Origin of the sequence: Pseudomonas sp. W2-17, from assembly GCF_041060445.1 — a bacterium.
GTDB lineage: Bacteria > Pseudomonadota > Gammaproteobacteria > Pseudomonadales > Pseudomonadaceae > Aquipseudomonas.
The window spans coordinates 102444-121113 of record NZ_JAUFNS010000004.1; the positions used below are offsets into that span (position 1 = coordinate 102444).

Annotated in this window: 14 protein-coding genes; 13 read left to right on the plus strand and 1 reads right to left on the minus strand. The window is 60.3% G+C overall.

The window, feature by feature from the left end; genetic code table 11:
* The first annotated feature begins 28 nt into the window (after positions 1 to 28).
* From minD to QWI20_RS06215, 5 genes are all read left to right on the plus strand, one after another.
* A complete protein-coding gene (gene minD, locus QWI20_RS06195; RefSeq protein WP_037013830.1) occupies positions 29 to 841 on the plus strand; it encodes a septum site-determining protein MinD in 813 nt (270 codons plus the stop codon).
* Positions 841 to 1095 (plus strand): cell division topological specificity factor MinE, encoded by a 255-nt coding sequence (minE, locus tag QWI20_RS06200; protein WP_037013831.1) that lies wholly within the window; start codon positions 841 to 843, stop codon positions 1093 to 1095. The genes minD and minE overlap by 1 nt, the downstream gene beginning before the upstream one ends.
* A gap of 151 nt (positions 1096 to 1246) precedes the next feature.
* Positions 1247 to 1882, plus strand: coding sequence for an RluA family pseudouridine synthase (locus QWI20_RS06205; RefSeq protein ID WP_369304675.1), 636 nt, complete (start codon positions 1247 to 1249; stop codon positions 1880 to 1882).
* Between the two features lie 957 nt (positions 1883 to 2839).
* Positions 2840 to 4129, plus strand: coding sequence for a M18 family aminopeptidase (locus QWI20_RS06210; protein WP_108122029.1), 1290 nt, complete (start codon positions 2840 to 2842; stop codon positions 4127 to 4129).
* Positions 4130 to 4331: 202 nt separating this feature from the next.
* Positions 4332 to 6521, plus strand: coding sequence for a mechanosensitive ion channel family protein (locus QWI20_RS06215; RefSeq protein ID WP_369304676.1), 2190 nt, complete (start codon positions 4332 to 4334; stop codon positions 6519 to 6521).
* A 6-nt stretch (positions 6522 to 6527) separates the two neighbouring features.
* On the opposite strand, the gene QWI20_RS06220 is transcribed toward QWI20_RS06215, so the two are convergent.
* The gene (locus QWI20_RS06220; RefSeq protein ID WP_369304677.1) at positions 6528 to 7247 is read right to left on the minus strand and encodes a UTRA domain-containing protein; all 720 of its coding nucleotides are present in this window, start codon (positions 7245 to 7247) and stop codon (positions 6528 to 6530) included.
* 360 nt (positions 7248 to 7607) lie between these two features.
* Between QWI20_RS06220 and QWI20_RS06225 the strand changes: the two genes are divergently transcribed.
* The 8 genes from QWI20_RS06225 (at position 7608) to QWI20_RS06260 (ending at position 18598) form a co-directional block, all read left to right on the plus strand.
* A complete protein-coding gene (locus QWI20_RS06225; protein ID WP_369304678.1) occupies positions 7608 to 8675 on the plus strand; it encodes an ABC transporter substrate-binding protein in 1068 nt (355 codons plus the stop codon).
* Positions 8676 to 8822: 147 nt separating this feature from the next.
* On the plus strand, positions 8823 to 9629 hold the full coding sequence (locus QWI20_RS06230) for an alkaline phosphatase family protein (RefSeq protein WP_369304679.1): 807 nt from the start codon (positions 8823 to 8825) through the stop codon (positions 9627 to 9629).
* Positions 9626 to 10468, plus strand: coding sequence for an ABC transporter permease (locus QWI20_RS06235; RefSeq protein WP_369304680.1), 843 nt, complete (start codon positions 9626 to 9628; stop codon positions 10466 to 10468). Before QWI20_RS06230 ends, QWI20_RS06235 begins: the two co-directional genes overlap by 4 nt.
* Positions 10455 to 11252: an ABC transporter permease gene (locus QWI20_RS06240; RefSeq protein ID WP_369304681.1), complete on the plus strand. Its 798-nt coding sequence runs from the start codon at positions 10455 to 10457 to the stop codon at positions 11250 to 11252. The genes QWI20_RS06235 and QWI20_RS06240 overlap by 14 nt, the downstream gene beginning before the upstream one ends.
* A gap of 1 nt (position 11253) precedes the next feature.
* Positions 11254 to 12240, plus strand: coding sequence for an ABC transporter ATP-binding protein (locus QWI20_RS06245; protein ID WP_369304682.1), 987 nt, complete (start codon positions 11254 to 11256; stop codon positions 12238 to 12240).
* Between the two features lie 135 nt (positions 12241 to 12375).
* Complete coding sequence (locus tag QWI20_RS06250) at positions 12376 to 13029, plus strand: HAD family hydrolase (RefSeq protein ID WP_369304683.1); 654 nt, start codon at positions 12376 to 12378, stop codon at positions 13027 to 13029.
* A gap of 159 nt (positions 13030 to 13188) precedes the next feature.
* A complete protein-coding gene (locus tag QWI20_RS06255) occupies positions 13189 to 15708 on the plus strand; it encodes a hypothetical protein (protein ID WP_369304684.1) in 2520 nt (839 codons plus the stop codon).
* A gap of 358 nt (positions 15709 to 16066) precedes the next feature.
* Positions 16067 to 18598 carry a hypothetical protein gene (locus tag QWI20_RS06260; protein ID WP_369304685.1) on the plus strand — a complete coding sequence of 844 codons (2532 nt, stop codon included), beginning with the start codon at positions 16067 to 16069 and terminating at the stop codon, positions 18596 to 18598.
* Positions 18599 to 18670: the final 72 nt, after the last annotated feature.

The following is an 18670-nucleotide window of genomic DNA, read 5'->3' on the forward strand; positions in this document are numbered from 1 at the left end:
CGTCCTTTTCCTCTAGGGGTGATACACCTTGGCCAAGATTCTCGTGGTTACATCCGGCAAGGGTGGTGTGGGCAAGACCACCACCAGCGCCGCCATCGGTACCGGTCTCGCACTGCGCGGCCACAAAACGGTCATCGTCGACTTCGACGTCGGCCTGCGTAACCTCGACCTGATCATGGGTTGCGAGCGTCGCGTCGTTTATGACTTCGTCAACGTAGTGAACGGCGAAGCCAACCTGCAGCAAGCGCTGATCAAGGACAAGAAGATCGAAGGTCTTTACGTCCTCGCTGCCAGCCAGACCCGTGACAAGGATGCGCTGACCAAGGAAGGCGTTGAAAAAGTCCTGATGGAACTCAAGGAAACCTTCGAGTACGTCGTCTGCGATTCGCCTGCGGGTATCGAAACGGGCGCTCACCTGGCGATGTATTTCGCCGACGAGGCCATCGTCGTGACCAACCCGGAAGTGTCTTCGGTCCGTGACTCGGACCGCATGCTGGGCCTGCTGGCCAGCAAATCCCGCCGCGCCGAGCGTGGTGAAGACCCGATCAAGGAGCACTTGCTCCTGACCCGTTACAACCCCGAGCGCGTCAGCAAGGGCGAGATGCTGGGCGTTGAAGACGTCAAGGAAATCCTCGCCGTCACTCTGCTGGGCGTCATTCCAGAATCCCAGGCCGTACTCAAGGCGTCCAACCAGGGCGTGCCGGTCATCCTTGATGATCAGAGCGACGCCGGCCAGGCGTACAGCGATGCCGTTGACCGTCTGTTGGGCAAGGACCGTGAGCACCGCTTCCTGGACGTACAGAAAAAAGGATTTTTCGAACGCCTGTTCGGGGGTAACTGATGAGCATTTTTGACTTCTTTCGTGCCAACAAAAAGCCCAGCACCGCGTCGGTAGCGAAAGAGCGTCTACAGATCATCGTGGCGCATGAACGCGGCCAACGCAGCACCCCGGATTACCTGCCCGCCTTGCAGAAGGAGTTGGTCGAGGTGATCCGCAAGTACGTCAATATCGGCAACGATGACGTGCATGTCGCCCTTGAAAACGACGGCAGCTGCTCGATTCTGGAACTGAATATCACCTTGCCTGATCGTTGATCGAGAAGGCAGTCGCCACGGCGGCCCGGTTGCCTGAGTCCCTTTGCGGAATCAGGCAAGCGCGCCGCCGTTGGCGTTTGCTGAAGACCTGTTTTTGCGCCTGATCGCTGCCGCGATCGTGTTGCGCCTGTTTGAGCTATGAGGCTGTTCCATGCCGCTGTCCAACGTTCATATCCTCCATCAGGACGACGCTGTCCTGGTGGTGAACAAGCCCACCCTGCTGCTTTCGGTCCCCGGTCGCGCTGACGACAACAAGGACTGTCTGATTACCCGCCTGCAGGAAAACGGCTACTCCGAGGCGCGAATCGTCCATCGGCTGGACTGGGAAACGTCCGGGATCATTTTGCTGGCCCGTGACGCGGACACACACCGTGAGTTGTCCCGGCAGTTTCATGACCGCGAGACGGAGAAGGCGTACACGGCGCTGGCGTGGGGCCAGCCAGACCTGGACAGCGGCAGTATCGATTTGCCGTTGCGTTACGATCCGCCGACCAAGCCGCGTCATGTGGTGGATCATGAGGTCGGCAAGCATGCGTTGACGTTCTGGAAGGTGTTGGAGCGGTATGACACCCATTGCCGGGTTGAGCTGACGCCGATCACGGGGCGGTCGCATCAGTTGCGGGTGCATTTGCTGTCGATCGGGCATCCGTTGTTGGGCGATGGTTTGTATGCGCACCCGGAGGCGCTGGCGGCCTATCCGCGGTTGTGTCTGCATGCGAGCATGCTGGCGTTTACCCATCCGGGGACGGGCGAGCGGGTTCGGTTCGAGTGCCCGGCGCCGTTTTGATTTCGTTAGTCAGAACAGCGTGAAGATCAAGAACATCTGCCTAACGGCAGATTATTTCGCCTTCGGCGACTTACTTTTGAAAAGCACCAAAAGTAAGCAAAAGTGCCTGCTCCTGGTTGGGCCCGACTTCGTCGGGTTCCCTCACTCCGACGATGCTCCGTGGGCCCGCGCCGAAAGGACATCCATGTCCTGACGGCGCTCTCGCCGCATCCATGCGGCTCGACCCACTCCGCATCGCCTGCGCTCGGCCTGCACCAAAGTCGCGTTTTGCGGTGCCTGGTCTGGCGTGGGAGAAGATCAAAAGCACAGCAACAGCAACAGCATTCGCGAGCAAGCTCGCTCCCACAGGGAAGGGGGCCGGTCTGCAAAACTGCCAGCGCACATACTGGCCTCTTCCAGGCTAAGCCGGTCCCACAAAAAGCACCGCATACACCCCTGAAAGCGCCACGTACCCCCTGTTTACGATCGTGCCCACGCTCTGCGTGGGTATGCATCCGAGGACGCTCCGCGTCCATTCCCGGCTAAAGCCGGTCCCACTAAAAAGCACAGCGCGTACGGTCAGTGGGACCGGCTTCAGCCGGGAAGCTTTTGATCTGCTTTTGATTTTCGTACACAAAATGCTCAAACACCGCCAATCGCGACTTGGGTGCAGGCTGAACGGAGGTCTCGCGCAGTGGGCCGAGCCGCATGGATGCGGCGAGAGCGCCGTTGCGGACATGGATGTCCGTTCGCCGCGGGCCCACGGAGCGAGACCGGAGTGAGGGTACTCCGACGAAGGAGGAGCCAAACCAGGAGCAAGCACCCTTGGTTACTTGGGGTGCTTTTCCAAGTAACTCGCCGAAGGCGAAACAGTCTGCCCCCAGGCAGACGCTTTTGATCTTAAGGATCTTGATCTTGATCTCGATCAAAACACCTTTTGGCCTGTAAACTCCCGCCCATTGCTGTCTGGAGTAACCTATGCGCGAAGAGTTGAATCAGGGCCTTATCGATTTCCTGAAGGCCTCCCCCACCCCCTTTCATGCCACCGCCAGCCTGGTCCAACGCCTCGAAGGCGCCGGCTACCAGCGGCTCGATGAACGCGAGCCCTGGTACACCGAAGCCGGCGGCCGCTACTACGTCACCCGCAACGACTCCTCCATCGTCGCCTTCAAACTCGGCCGCCTGTCGCCCCTCACCGGCGGCATCCGCCTCGTGGGCGCCCACACCGACAGCCCGTGCCTGCGCGTCAAACCGCAACCCGAACTGCAACGCCAGGGCTTCTGGCAACTGGGCGTCGAAGTCTACGGCGGCGCCCTGCTCGCGCCATGGTTTGACCGCGACCTCTCCCTCGCCGGCCGCGTCACCTTCCGCCGCGACGGTAAAGTCGAAAGCCAACTGATCGACTTCAAACTGCCGATCGCGATCATCCCCAACCTCGCGATCCACCTCAATCGCACCGCCAACGAAGGCTGGGCGATCAACCCGCAGACTGAACTGCCACCGATCCTGGCCCAGGTCGCCGGCGACGAACGCCCCGACTTCCGCGCCCTGCTGACTGACCAACTGGCCCGCGAACACGGCCTGAATGCAGACGTCGTCCTCGACTACGAACTCAGCTTCTACGACACCCAAAGCGCTGCCGTCATCGGCCTCAACGGTGACTTCATCGCCGGCGCCCGCCTCGACAACCTGCTGTCCTGCTTCGCCGGGCTGCAAGCGCTGCTCAATGCCGACGGCGACGAAACCTGCCTGCTGATCTGCACCGACCACGAAGAAGTCGGCTCGACGTCCGCGTGCGGCGCCGACGGCCCGATGCTCGAGCAAGTGCTGCAACGCCTGCTGCCGGAAGGCGACGACTATGTCCGCACCATCCAGAAATCCCTGCTGATCTCCGCCGACAACGCCCACGGCGTGCACCCGAACTACGCCGAGAAACACGACGCCAACCACGGCCCGAAACTCAACGCCGGCCCGGTGATCAAGGTCAACAGCAACCAGCGCTACGCCACCAACAGCGAAACCGCCGGCTTCTTCCGTCACCTGTGCATGGCTGAGGAAGTGCCGGTGCAGAGCTTCGTCGTGCGCAGCGACATGGCCTGCGGCTCCACCATCGGCCCGATCACCGCGGGTCATCTGGGCGTACGCACCGTCGACATCGGCCTGCCGACCTTCGCCATGCACTCGATCCGCGAACTGGCGGGCAGCCAGGACCTGGCGCACCTGGTGAAGGTGCTGTCGGCGTTCTACGCGAGTGCCGAGTTGCCTTGATCTCGAACCCCCATTGAGCGCAGGCCGATCCATTTCCTTCACCGGTCATGGAAACGGCCTGCACCTCGCGCTATCCCGGACTTCACAATTCCCCCTCGCCACACCCCCCATCCCCTCGTAAACTCATCCGCCTCTGCTTGACCCGGCACGGCTCCCGAACCGCGCCACCCCAAGCGCCTGTCTATTCGAGGTTTGTTTCCAGGTGATCGCTCCCACCCGCCTTTTCGTTCTGCCCCGCCTGTTCCTGCTTTGCCTGCTGGCGCTGTTCCCGTTTGCGTTGACCCACGCTGCCGGCCTGCCGAGTCTGCTCAGTGGCGGCGACAAGACGCAGCCTCATGCTCAAGAGCCGTTGGGGCAGTCGCTGGACGAGGTGATCACGTCGCTGGAAAACGACCAGCAGCGCAGCAAGTTGCTCGATGACCTGAAAAAACTGCGGGACGCCACCAAGAAAGCGCAGCCGACCGTGGAGCAAGGCGTGCTGGGCCTGATCGGCAGTTCGTTCGCCGAACTGGAGAAACAATTCACCGGGACGGACAGCCCGCTCAGTCGCTGGGCAGACGAGGCGGCGCTGGCGCAGGACGAGCTGATGGCGCTGATGCTGCCGGCCAACCAGTGGTGGCCGATCATCTGGGGCTTTGCCGTGGTGCTGGCGATCTGGGGACTGCTGGCGGCGGCATTGATCTGGCTGGGCCACAAGGTACGCTTGCGCTTCGGCCTTTCCGCCGAGCTTCCGCAGCACCCGCGCCTGTCGGACATGCTGCGCTTCGCGCTACGCAAGCTGGGCCCGTGGCTGGTGGCGCTGGTGATCACGATCTATCTGAGTTACTCGCTGCCGCCGTCTCTGGGCCGTGATCTGGCGATGGTGCTCGCTTACGCGCTGGTGGTCGGCACGCTGTTCTCGGCGGTGTGCGTCATCGCGTTTTCCCTGCTTGACGGGCCGCACCGCCATCAGGCCTTGTACATCCTGCGCCATCAGGCGTTTCGTCCGCTGTGGTGGATCGGCAGCTTTGCCGCCTTCGGCGAGGCGTTGAGCGATCCACGTCTGGTCGCCAGCCTTGGCGTGCACCTGGCGCACACCGCCGCGACCCTGGCCAATGTCATGGCCGCGCTGTCCACCGGGCTGTTCATTATCCGTTTCCGTCGCCCGATCGCGCATTTGATCCGCAATCAGGCGCTGGCGCGACGCCTCAAACGCCGCGCCCTGAGCGACAGCATCGAGGTTCTCGGTACGTTCTGGTACCTGCCGGCGCTGGTGCTGGTGGGCGTTTCCCTGTTCGCCACGTTCTTTTCTGCGGGCGACACCAGCACCGCACTGCGTCAGGCCCTGATCTGCACCGTGCTGATCGTACTGTCCATGGTCATCAACGGCCTGGTGCGGCGTCATTCGCTCAAGCCAGGCCATGCTCACAAGCGCCACGCGCTGTATTCGGACCGCCTGAAGAACTTCTTTTATACCGTTGCGCACTTGCTGATATGGCTGGTGTTCATCGAACTGGGCCTGCGGGTCTGGGGCTTGTCGTTGATTCGCTTCGCCGAGGGCGACGGCCACGACATCAGCGTCAGGCTCATCGGCCTTGCCGCCACGCTGATGTTCGCCTGGCTGATCTGGATTCTCGCGGACACGGCGATTCACCACGCCCTCACCCGCTCGCGCAAAGGCCTGGCCAATACCCGCGCGCAGACCATGATGCCGCTGATCCGCAACGTGCTGTTCGTGACCATTTTCATCATCGCGTCGATCGTCGCGCTGGCGAACATGGGCATGAACGTGACGCCGCTGCTGGCCGGTGCCGGTGTGATCGGCCTGGCCATCGGTTTCGGCGCGCAGTCGCTGGTGGCGGATCTGATCACCGGGCTGTTCATCATCATCGAAGACTCGCTGGCCATCGACGATTACGTGGACGTCGGCGGTCACCTGGGCACGGTGGAAGGCCTGACCATACGCACCGTGCGGCTGCGCGACATCGACGGCATCGTCCACACCATCCCGTTCAGCGAAATCAAGAGCATCCAGAACTACTCGCGGGAGTTCGGTTACGCGATTTTCCGCATCGCGATCCCGGCGAGCATGAACATCGACGACGCGCTGAAGATGGTCCGCGACGTCGGCCAGAAGATGCGCTCCGACCCGCTGCAACGGCGCAATATCTGGTCGCCGCTGGAGATTCAGGGGGTTGAGAGTTTCGACTCGGGCAACGCCATTCTGCGGGCGCGTTTCAAGACTGCGCCGATCAAGCAATGGGAAGTGTCGCGGGCGTTCAACCTGTCGCTCAAGCGATATCTGGATGAGGCCGGCATGGACCTGGCGACGCCGCGCCTGAATGTGCAGGTCAGCACCAGTGGCGGGCGTGTGAGCAAAGTGCGCGAGAAGAAGGATGACGCGACGGTTTAAGCCGATTTAAATATCCGCCACCACCGCACTCACATGAATCGCGTCATGGCGCCAGTATTCCAGGTCGCAATCGATCAGCCGCCCGCGCTGGTCGTGGTTGACCCGGGCGATGCGCAGGCCCGGGCTGCCGATGGACACTTTCAGCGCCGCCGCCGCTTCCACGGGTAATGCCGTGGGCACCATCTCGAAACGCACCTGGCCGTAGCGAATGCCGTAGTGGCTGTCGTAGAGCTCGGTCAGCGACTGATTCAGGTCCATGTCGAGAATCTGCGGAAAGTAATCGGGGTTGAGGTAATGCTCGACGTAGAGCACCAGCCGTTCATCGATGCGGCGGGCGCGGCAGATCTGAATCACGCTCGACAGCGCCGGCAATTGCAGCAACCCGCAGATCACCGCCGAGGCCGGTTGCAGCCTCGCGGAAATCACCTGGGTTGCGGGCACTCGGCCCTGAGCCTGAACCATCGCGTGAAAGTGGCTGCGGCGCATCAGGTCATAGGCCAGACGCGGCGGTGAAATGAACCAGCCACGGCGCTCCTCGCGGTAGATCAAGCCCTGAGCCTCCAGCTGCACCAACGCCTCGCGCAAGGTGATGCGTGTGGTATCGAAGACCTCGCTCAATTTGCGTTCAGCGGGCAACTTGCTGCCCGGCGGCAGCAGACCGTGTTCGATCTGCTCTTGCAGCGCGTTGCAGATAGTCGTCACCGCTCGGGGCATTTCGTCGCGCATTGCGTTACCTATCTGGACTAGACCAGCGCTATTTAAGGGCAGTGTCGCTCGCTGAATGGCCCGTTTCGGTGCTCCAGAGCCTAGGCAGCGTAGATGACCGTTGCGTGACATTCCAGCCTGAGGCCGCTGCGACGCAGACGCTCGGCAAATCTTCCGGCCCTTTCAGATCAAGCGGTTGAGCATGGTCTACGCTCATTTCACAGCAATCCCCGGGGCCGTGGTGTGCTCCAGCAAGAGTCGGTCCAGACACGAAAGCGTCATGTAACTGGCCTAACTTGGCTCAGGTATTGCTGACCTAGACCAATCATCCGCAACGAACACTTCTATGAGTCCGTCGAGAAGTGCACAAAGGAGCTTCGAATGAAACACCTTTTGCTGGCATCACTCCTGGGGTCGGCCATCGCGCTGAGCACGTCGGCCATGGCCGCCGACACCGACCTGAAAACACTCGAAGCCGCCGCCAAGGCTGAAGGCGCGGTCAACAGCGTGGGCATGCCCGATGACTGGGCGAACTGGAAAGGCACCTGGACCGACCTGACCGCCAAGTACGGTCTGGTGCACATGGACACCGACATGAGCTCGGCGCAGGAAGTGGCCAAGTTCGACGCGGAAAAAGACAACGCCAGCGCTGACATCGGCGACGTGGGTGCAGCGTTCGGCCCGATCGCTGTCGCGAAGGGCGTGACCCAACCTTACAAGCCGAGCACCTGGGCGCAAGTGCCGGAGTGGGCCAAGGACAAAGACGGTCACTGGGCGCTGGCCTACACCGGCACCATCGCTTTCATCGTCAACAAAAAGCTATTGCACGGCTCGGACGTACCGACCAAGTGGGCTGACCTGAAGAACGGCAAGTACAAAGTCACCATCGGTGATGTCAGCACCGCGGCCCAGGCTGCCAACGGCGTATTGGCCGCTGCGATCTCCATGAAAGGCGATGAAACCAACCTCGCGCCGGGCCTGCAGTTGTTCACCGAACTGGCCAAACAGAAGCGCCTGGGCATCAACAACCCGTCGATTCAGTCGATGGAAAAAGGCGAAGTGGAAGTGGGCGTGGTCTGGGACTTCAACGGCCTGAGCTACAAGGCCAAAATGACCAATCCTGACGACTACGTTGTGCTGATCCCGTCCGACGGCTCGGTGATCTCGGGCTACACCACGATCATCAACAAATACGCCAAGCACCCGAACGCTGCCAAGCTGGCGCGTGAATACATCTTCAGCGACGCCGGCCAGATCAACCTGGCCAAAGGCAACGCACGCCCAATCCGCGCCGAGCACCTGACGCTGCCGCCAGACGTGCAAGCCAAGCTGCTGCCCAACGAGCAGTACAAGAACGTGACACCCATCAAAGACGCTGCGGCGTGGGAAAAAACCTCGAAAGCCCTGCCACAACAGTGGAACGAGCAAGTCATCGTCGAGATGCAGTGATCCTTTACTGCTGATGCAGGCCCCTTGTAGGAGTGAGCTTGCTCGCGATTTCGGTGTGTCAGTCAACCTGTCTGTCGCAGGCATACCGCGATCGCGAGCAAGCTCACTCCTACAGCAATGTTTGGGGATCCCCCCTCCGGAGACGCCATGAAACACAACGTCATCCTCATCCTGCTGGACGGCCTGAGTTACAGCGTGGCGCACCATGCGATGGGGCATTTGCTGGCCTACCGAAACGCAGGCCGCGCGGCGTTGTACAAACTCGAATGCGAACTGCCGTCGCTGTCACGCCCGCTGTACGGGTGCATTCTGACCGGCGTGGCGCCCATCGACAGCGGCATCGTGCACAACCAGGTTTCCCGGCTTTCTACCCAGCGCAGCGTGTTTCATTACGCCACCGACGCGGGGCTGACCACCGCCGCTGCCGCATATCACTGGGTCAGCGAGCTGTACAACCGCAGCCCGTTCATTGCCGCACGCGACCGCCACACCGACGACGCCGAATTGCCGATTCAACACGGGCACTTCTACTACGTCGATCACTACCCCGATTCCCACCTGTTCGACGACGCCGAGCATCTTCGAACGGCCCACGGGCCAAATTTCCTCTTCGTTCACCCGATGAACATCGATGACGCCGGCCACAAGCATGGCCTCGACACCCCGCAGTACCGCAACAGCGCACGTACTGCCGACATCATTCTCGCCGAGTACCTGCAGCGCTGGCTCGATGCGGGCTATCAAGTGCTGGTGACCGCTGACCACGGCATGAACAACGACCGGTCGCACAACGGCGTGCTGCCGGAAGAACGCGAAGTCCCGCTGTTCGTGCTCGGTGACGCCTTCAGCCTCGACCCCGATGCACAACCGAAACAGACCGAGATCTGCGGCACCGTCTGCGAGCTGCTCGGCGTGCCCCACGACAAACCTGTGTGCAAAGAGGTGCTCAAGTGAACTCACAAAGCCGCGGCAAATGGCTGGCGCTGTTGTGCCTCGTGCCGTTTGCGGTTTTCTTCATCGCGTTTCAGATCGCGCCGCTGGCCTGGGTGGCGATCAACAGCCTGCAATCGGACGCCGGCTGGGGCATCGACAACTTCATCAAGGCGTTCAATTCGCGCTTCTACCGCCAGGCCATGCAATACAGCCTGGAGGTCAGTTTCTGGTCGAGCCTGATCGGCATCGTCATCGCGATTCTCGGCAGTTATTCCCTGCGCAAAGTACCGTCGCGGTTGCGGGATTTCGTCAGCGCGTTCGCCAACATGACCAGTAACTTTTCCGGGGTGCCACTGGCGTTTGCCTTCATCATCCTGCTCGGTTTCAACGGCGCGCTGACGCTGATTCTCAAGCAGGCCGGGATCATCGATGACTTCAACCTGTACTCGAAAACCGGCCTGATCATTCTCTACACCTACTTCCAGATTCCCCTGGGCGTGCTGCTGCTCTACCCGGCGTTCGACGCGCTGCGCGAAGACTGGCGCGAATCGGCGTCGCTGCTGGGGGCCAGCGGCTGGGATTTCTGGCGGCACATCGGGATTCCGGTGCTGACGCCTGCGCTGCTCGGCACCTTCGTGATCCTGCTCGCCAATGCGCTGGGGGCCTACGCCACGGTCTACGCGCTGACCACCGGCAACTTCAACGTTTTACCGATCCGCATTGCGGCGATGGTCGCGGGTGACATCACGCTGGACCCGAACATGGCCAGCGCCCTGGCGATGATTCTGGTGGGGATGATGACGCTGGTGACGGTCGTGCATCAGTGGCTGTTGAAGAGGAGCTACCATGTCTCGCGCTGAACGCCGCCCGCCGGGGCTCTACCACCGCGTCGTGGTGTACTTGCTGTTTTTGATTTTGCTCGCGCCGCTGCTGGGCACCTTTGTGTATTCGATCGCCACCAGTTGGTCGGCGACGATTCTGCCCGACGGCCTGACCTACAAATGGTACGTCGCACTGTGGAGCGATCCGCGTTTTCTCCGCGCGTTCGTTCAGTCGCTGCTGGTGTGCGTCGGCGCGCTGGCGCTGTCGGTGGTGCTGATTCTGCCGCTGCTGTTCGTTGTGCATTACCACTTCCCCAAGCTCGACGCGCTGATGAACATCCTCATCCTGCTGCCCTTCGCGGTGCCGCCGGTGGTGTCGTCGGTGGGTCTGTTGCAGCTCTACGGCTCGGGGCCGCTGGCGATGGTCGGTACGCCGTGGATTCTGATCGGCTGCTACTTCACCGTGGCACTGCCGTTCATGTACCGGGCGATCACCAACAACCTGCAGGCGATCAATCTGGTGGACCTGATGGACGCGGCTCAATTGCTTGGCGCCAATACCTTTCAGGCCGCGTTTCTGGTGGTGCTGCCGAACCTGCGCAAGGGCCTGATGATCGCCCTGCTGCTGTCGTTCTCGTTCCTGTTCGGCGAGTTCGTGTTCGCCAATCTGCTGGTCGGCACCCGTTACGAGACCTTGCAGGTGTACCTCAATAACATGCGCAACAGCAGCGGCCACTTCAACAGCGCGCTGGTGATTTCCTACTTCTTTTTCGTACTGCTGCTGACGTGGGCGGCCAACCGACTGAACAAGGACAACGACTGATATGAGCTTCGTCAGTGTCGAAAACCTGCAGAAGAATTACGGCAGCACGGCGGTCTTCAGCGACATCAATTGCGAAATCCGCAGAGGCGAGTTCGTCACCCTGCTCGGCCCGTCCGGTTGCGGCAAGTCCACCCTGCTGCGCTGCATCGCCGGGCTGACGTCGGTGACCAGCGGCAGGATCTTCCTCGACGGCAAGGACCTGGTGCCGGTGTCGCCACAGAAGCGCGGCATCGGCATGGTGTTCCAGAGCTACGCGCTGTTTCCCAACATGAACGTGGAGCAAAACGTCGCGTTCGGCCTGCGCATGCAGAAAGTCAGCACGGATGAAATGAAGCAGCGGGTGGCCGAGGTGCTCAAGCTGGTGGAGCTGAACGAGTTCGCCGCCCGCTATCCGCATCAGCTCTCGGGTGGGCAGTGTCAACGTGTGGCATTGGCGCGATCGCTGGTGACCCGCCCTCGCCTGCTGCTGCTCGATGAACCGCTGTCGGCCCTCGATGCGCGCATCCGCAAACACCTGCGCGAGCAGATCCGCGCGATTCAGCAGGAGCTGGGCCTGACGACGATTTTCGTGACCCACGATCAGGAAGAAGCGCTGACCATGTCCGACCGGATTTTCCTGATGAATCAGGGCCGGATCGTGCAGAGCGGCGACGCCGAAACCCTGTACACCGCACCGGTCGATGCGTTCGCCGCCGGCTTTATCGGCAACTACAACCTGCTGGAGGCGGACGCCGCCAGCCGCCTGATGCAACGCCCGATCAACAGTCGCGTAGCGATTCGCCCGGAAGCCATTCAATTAAGCCTGACCGGTTCACTGGAAGGCGAAGTGCGCAGCCACAGCCTGTTGGGCAACGTGATTCGCTATCGCGTCGAGGCCCGGGGCGTGGAACTGGTGGTCGACGTGCTCAACCGTTCGGCCAGCGACTTGCACGCGAAAGGCCAGCGCGTCACCCTGCACATCGAAGCGTCGGCGTTGTGTGCCGTTTGAAGCAGCCGCAAGCTTCAAGCTAAAAGCTGCAAGAGGGCGCGGCGGTGATCCAGCTTTTTCTTGCAGCTTGCGGCTCGGAACTTGCCGCTGCGCGCCGGACACCAACAGAACCAACACTGATTAATGGAGGGCGCGGTGCCTTTAGCAATTTTCGATCTGGACGAAACCCTGATCCACGGTGACTGTTCCAGTTTGTGGAGCGAGCAAATGGGGCGGCTGGGCTGGGTCGATCCCGAGTGGTTCATGAAAAAAGATCACGAACTAATGGAAGCCTACGGCAAGGGCGAACTGGCCATGGAAGATTACATGGCGTTCAGCCTGGACCCGATGGTCGGGCGCACGCCGGAGGAAGTGGATTTTCTGGTGGGCCCCTGGGTCGAGGATTACATCGAGCCAATCATTTTCAGTGACGCCACCAAGGCCATCGCCGAGCACCGCGCGGCCGGGGATCGCATCCTGATCATCTCGGCGTCGGGCGTGCACCTGGTCAAGCCGATTGCCGAGCGCATCGGCGTCGATGAAGTGCTGGCCATTGACCTGGAAGTCGCCCACGGCGTTTACACCGGCAAGACCACCGGCGTGCTCACCTACCGCGAAGGCAAGATCACCCGCTTGATGGCATGGCTGGATCAGGAGGGCGAGAACCTTGAGGGGGCGAGTTTCTATTCGGATTCGCGCAATGATCTGCCACTGCTGGAGCAAGTGGATTTCCCCCATGCAGTGAATCCGGACCCCGTGCTGCGAGAAGCGGCAGAAAACGCCGGATGGCCCATCCACAGCTGGAAATAGCACCCCGCAGAGGGCCAGACCACGTTTGTGACAGCTGACTTTCTGGCACGCCGTTAAAGCCGACCAAAGGCGGCAAAACCTGTCATTTCTGACAGTAGTCAATCCACCCGATCCGGCGCTCAATGACTCCTGGAATTTCCCCGACAGGAGTCAACCGCCATGGCCTCATCCCCGCAAGATCCGTCCCTCGCTTCCGCTGCCCCCAACGCGCTGATCGAACTGCAAATCCCCGGTGCCGTGGGCCCTCTCCCCGAACCACCGGCTGAACCCGGGGAGACGTTATGGGGCATCAACCACGGCGCCGCCCTGGATAACTTTCCGCAACGGGGCCTGCAGCTGTACATCCCGGCATGGTCCAACATGCTTATGGGTGACAGCGTGTCCGTGTGGCTCGAGGGCACTGCGGTCACGACGGCGGTCATCGACGACCCGGCGAAGGTCAATCAGCGGGTGACTGCCTTTGTCGACGCAGTGCGCCTCACTGAGGGCAAGCACACGCTCCAGTACCGCGTGACGCGGCCGGGCCAGAATGCCGAGCCGTCCGCTGACACCGACGTACTGGTCAAACTCGACCGTCCCGGCGGACAGGATCAGAACGGTGACATCCCCGGCCATTCAGCACTCAGACTGACGCTGCCTCAGGACATTATCAACAATGGTGTGGATGCCGATGCTGCCAGCAATGGCGTGCCGATCACCATTGACCCTTATCCGAACATGGGTGAAGGGGACGATATCAAGCTTTCCTGGGGCGGGGAGTTTGTGCACCACAAGGTGACCGCTGGGGATGTGGGTCAACAGATCGTAATCAGCGTCGATGAAGACGTCATTCTTGCGGGGGGAGACTCAGGCCCAAATGGCCTGGCCGTGACGTTTGAGGTCTACGACGTGGTGGATAACCGCTCCGAAGACTGGGCCGCCGAGACCCGTATTGTGGTGGACACCGGCAACTCACGTCTGGACGCTCCCTTTATCGATGAGGCTATCGACAATGTGCTCGACCTCAACACGCTGGGCAACAACGCGGTGACCGTTCAGGTCGCGGTTGGGAGTCGCTTGCAATTTATGGCGCAATTCAGCGCTTTGCTGGGCAGGAAACTGACCGCACAGCTGGAAGCCTCCCTGGGCAAGGGCGCACTCAAAGGTCTTGCCCCCCTCAAAGCCGACTTCGCGGTGGGCGACCAGATTTTCGTGACATTGACGGGAAACACGGCAGACGGCGACGCCCTTCGGTACGAAGCGGAGCCGGTGACGATCGACCGCCTGGGACATGTCTTCGACATATCGATGCCCAATGCGCAGATCAGGCAACTGGCCAAAACCCAGGCAGTATTTGCCTACACGTTGAAGGACTCATCAGGGGCGTCGAAAGCCGTGTCCAAGGGCGCATTCATCAACGTCATCGGTGAAACTGTGCGCATGGCCGCGCCCGTCGCCCTTGATGCCCAGCAGGGTGCGATCGATCCAGCCCTGCCGCAGACCACCGTGCAGATCCCGTGGGATGACAGCATGGCGGCGGGCGATCAACTGACCCTGAAATGGATTGGCACCCGGTCTGACTTCTCCATTTACGACCCGCAATTGACGGCACACAACATCTCCCAGGGGGAAGCGACCCGCAAGGATCCGATCAATTTCACCGTATCGGGTACCCACCTCAAAGCGATTGAGGGCGGTACCCTCGAGCTGTATTTCATCCTCGCCAAAGACGTAGGCGGCACGATCGTCAACCGTGAATCTGCCCGCGCCACAACGCTGAACATCGGCGAGCCCCGTGCCGAGCTGCAAGCCCCATTGGTCGATGGCGTGGTGGAAGGCGTAATGGACCCGGATCTGGCGGGCACCACCCTGACCGCTCCAGTCTACCCAGGAATGGCCATAGGCGATGACGTGCATTACCTGTGGCATGGCAGCGTCGGCGGCAATGTGGAGGACTCGCTGACGATCAACTCATTGACCCTGAACAGACCCGTGGTGTTCGAGATTGCTTCCAAAAACATTTCAGCCAACGACGGTGGCACCGTTGAGGCCTCGTACTGGGTGATGCGTGCGAGCGGAATTCGCAGCGACTCCGATGTGCTGGCGTTCAGTGTCGGCCAGCCGGTGGTGCTTGACCCTCCCGTTATCAGCAGTGTCAGGGATTCGAAAGGGCAGGAAATTGCTAACAACGGTTCAACGTTTGATACCAGCGTAACTCTGAGCGGTACAGCGTCGCCTGGTAAGAATGTCCAGCTTTTTGATGGTAGCGTCTCGCAAGGTAGCGCCTCCGTGGATGCAAGCGGGAAATGGACCTTGACGGTCTCGAATCTGAGCCTCACCACGCATGCAATGAAAGCCAAAGCGCTCGATGGCAGCGATGCCGAATCGGCGGTATGGACTTTCACCGTCAATGCGACTGTGATACCGACCATCTCCAGCATCACGGACGTATATGGAAGCGAAATTCCTGAGGGCGGCATCACGAACCATCCCAAGGTAACCATTACTGGCTTTGGAACTCATGCGGGAGAGAAGCTTACTGTGCTTAATAAAAGTATTGTAATTGCGGATGTCGGGACTGACGCTAATAGCAGGTGGGCGGTAATTTACTACCTTTCTCCTACAGAGACAGAGAATGGCATCTATTGCCGAAACGAGACCCAGGAGTCGGAGATTCGCCATTTCTTTTACTATATATAACCCTTTCACTAAGAGCCATTAGGCATACAGTGCGCTCACAAACTTCCTCACTTGCGACAGATGTCGAAAGTGAGGAAGCTTTTGTTAGCCCTTGATCTAGCCAAATCCCATCTCACGTGAAATTTTCTGCTTCCTATTTCTTCAACCGCAATTCTCAAGTGCCAATCCGATACTGCCTTCATGACAATTTAGTCCTGCACTCCCCCAATCACGCGGTCAAATAGCTGCGCCTCAGCATCCGATGAGCGGCCCCCGAGATTGATCGTTTTTTGATCAGACCTGTCATTTCTGACAGTAGTCAATCCACCCGATCCGGCGCTCAATGACTCCTGGAACCCATCGACAGGAGTCAACAGCCATGGCCTTATCCCCGCAAGATCCGTCCCTCACTTCCAGTGCCCCCAACTCGCTGATCGAGCTGGAAATCCCCGGTCGCGTTGGTCCTCTCCCCGAGCCACCGGCTGCGCCCGGCGAGACGTTATGGGGCATCAACCACGGCGCCGCCCTGGATAACTTCCCGCAACGTGGCCTCCAACTGTACATCCCGGCATGGTCCAACATGCTTATGGGTGACAGCGTGTCCGTGTTGCTCGAGGACACTGCGGTGACGACGGCGGTCATCGACGACCCGGCCGAGGTCAATCAGCGGGTGACTGCCTTTGTCGACGCAGTGCGCCTCACTGAGGGCAAGCACACGCTCCAGTACCGCGTGGCGCGGATAGGCCAGGTTCCTGAGTCGTCCGCGGACACCGAGGTACTGGTCAAACTCGCTCGTCCCGGCGGACAGGATCAGAACGGTGAAACCCCTGGTCACTCGGCACTCACATTCACGCTGCCTCAGGACATTATCGACAATGGTGTAGATAAAGACATCGCCGAACTTGGCGTGCCGGTCACCATTAAGCCTTATCCGAACATGGTTGAAGGGGACGATATCAAGCTTTCCTGGGGCGGGGAGTTTGTGCACCACAAGGTGACCGCGGACGACGTGGGCCAATCGATCGAGATCACGGTCGAAGAAGCGGTCATTCTCGCGGGGGGAGACTCAGGCCCAAATGGCCTGGCCGTGACGTTTGAGGTCTACGACGTGGTGGATAACCGCTCTGAAGACTGGGCCGCAGAGACCCGTATTGTGGTGGACACCGGCAACTCACGTCTGGACGCTCCCTTTATCAATGAGGCCATCGACAATGTGCTCGACCTCGACACGCTGGGCAACAACGCGGTGACCGTTCAGGTCGCGGTTGGGAGTCGCTTGCAATTTATGGCGCAATTCAGCGCTTTGCTGGGCAAGAAACTGACCGCACAGCTGGAAGCCTCCCTGGGCAAGGGCGCGCTCAAAGGTCTTGCCCCCCTCAAAGCCGACTTCGCGGTGGGCGACCAGATTTTCGTGACATTGACGGGAAACACGGCAGACGGCGACGCCCTTCGGTACGAAGCGGAGCCGGTGACGATCGACCGCCTGGGACATGTCTTCGACATATCGATGCCCAATGCGCAGATCAGGCAACTGGCCAAAACCCAGGCAGTATTTGCCTACACGTTGAAGGACTCATCAGGGGCGTCGAAAGCCGTGTCCAAGGGCGCATTCATCAACGTCATCGGTGAAACTGTGCGCATGGCCGCGCCCGTCGCCCTTGATGCCCAGCAGGGTGCGATCGATCCAGCCCTGCCAAGCACCGTTGTGCAGATCCCGTGGGATGACAGCATGGCGGCGGGGGATCAACTGACTCTTAAATGGCTCGGCACCCGGTCTAACTTCTCCATTTACGACCCGGAATTGACGGCGCACAACATCTCCCAGGGGGAAGCGACCCGCAAGGATCCGATCAATTTCACGGTCCCGGGGATGCACCTCAAACCGATTGAGGGCGGCACCCTCGAGCTGTATTTCATCCTCGCCAAAGACGTGGGCGGCACGATCGTCAACCGCGAATCTGCCCGCGCCACAACGCTGAACATCGGCGAGCCCCGTGCCGAGCTGACAAAGCCGTTGGTCGATGGCGTAGTAGAAGGGGTAATCGACCCGGATCATGGAGCAACGACACTGACCGTACCGGTTTACATGGAAATGGCCATACGCGATGACGTGCATTACCTGTGGCATGGCAGCGTCGGCGGCAATGTGGAGGACTCGCTGACGATCAACTCATTGACCCTGAACAGACCCGTGGTGTTCGAGATTGCTTCCAAAAACATTTCAGCCAACGACGGTGGCACCGTTGAGGCCTCGTACTGGGTGATGCGTGCGAGCGGAATTCGCAGCGACTCCGATGTGCTGGCGTTCAGTGTCGGCCAGCCGGTGGTGCTTGACCCTCCCGTGATCAGCAGTGTCAGGGACTCAAAAGGGCAGGAGATTGCCAACAACGGTTCCACGTTTGATACCAGCGTAACCCTGAGTGGCACCGCGGCAGTCAGCCAGGGCGTCGAAGTGTTTGACGGCGATGACTCCAAAGGCAATGCCACGGCTAACCCAAGTGGACAGTGGAGTTTGGGCATCGGTGGGCTGACTGTTTCATCCCACGCAATAAAAGCCAAAGCACTGTATGGCGATCAAGCAGAGTCGGCGGCATGGACCGTCAACGTCATGGTCAATTCCGCCTATCCGGTCATTATCAGTATCAAAGACTCAATGGGAAATGAAATACCCGATCACGGCAATACCTCCGACCGAGCATTGACCTTTGCTGGCACGTCTTATCCAAACTCGGAGGTGAAAATCTACGACGCCGCTACCGATAGTGGAGGCGGCGAATTGATCGGTACTGCGTTGACGAATGCTGACGGCCAGTGGGAATCAAAGCTCGCCGTTCCTGAACGCACTTCGCATCAAGTATGGATCCTGGGCAATGGGGCGCCATCCCGCGTCCGCTATTTCACCTTGAGATGAAAAGAGAGTGCGGCGCGGGCATGGGGCTCACGCCGCAATGAAACCTTTAACCCGAAAGTGCTTATCAATCTG

Excerpts from the sequence above, each read along its gene's own strand:
- minE (WP_037013831.1), top strand. The coding sequence starts at position 841 with ATGAGCATTTTTGACTTCTTTCGTGCCAACAAAAAGCCCAGCACCGCG.
- QWI20_RS06205 (WP_369304675.1), top strand. The coding sequence starts at position 1,247 with ATGCCGCTGTCCAACGTTCATATCCTCCATCAGGACGACGCTGTCCTG.
- QWI20_RS06210 (WP_108122029.1), top strand. The coding sequence starts at position 2,840 with ATGCGCGAAGAGTTGAATCAGGGCCTTATCGATTTCCTGAAGGCCTCC.
- QWI20_RS06220 (WP_369304677.1), bottom strand. The coding sequence starts at position 7,247 with ATGCGCGACGAAATGCCCCGAGCGGTGACGACTATCTGCAACGCGCTG.
- QWI20_RS06225 (WP_369304678.1), top strand. The coding sequence starts at position 7,608 with ATGAAACACCTTTTGCTGGCATCACTCCTGGGGTCGGCCATCGCGCTG.
- QWI20_RS06230 (WP_369304679.1), top strand. The coding sequence starts at position 8,823 with ATGAAACACAACGTCATCCTCATCCTGCTGGACGGCCTGAGTTACAGC.
- QWI20_RS06240 (WP_369304681.1), top strand. The coding sequence starts at position 10,455 with ATGTCTCGCGCTGAACGCCGCCCGCCGGGGCTCTACCACCGCGTCGTG.
- QWI20_RS06245 (WP_369304682.1), top strand. The coding sequence starts at position 11,254 with ATGAGCTTCGTCAGTGTCGAAAACCTGCAGAAGAATTACGGCAGCACG.
- QWI20_RS06255 (WP_369304684.1), top strand. The coding sequence starts at position 13,189 with ATGGCCTCATCCCCGCAAGATCCGTCCCTCGCTTCCGCTGCCCCCAAC.
- QWI20_RS06260 (WP_369304685.1), top strand. The coding sequence starts at position 16,067 with ATGGCCTTATCCCCGCAAGATCCGTCCCTCACTTCCAGTGCCCCCAAC.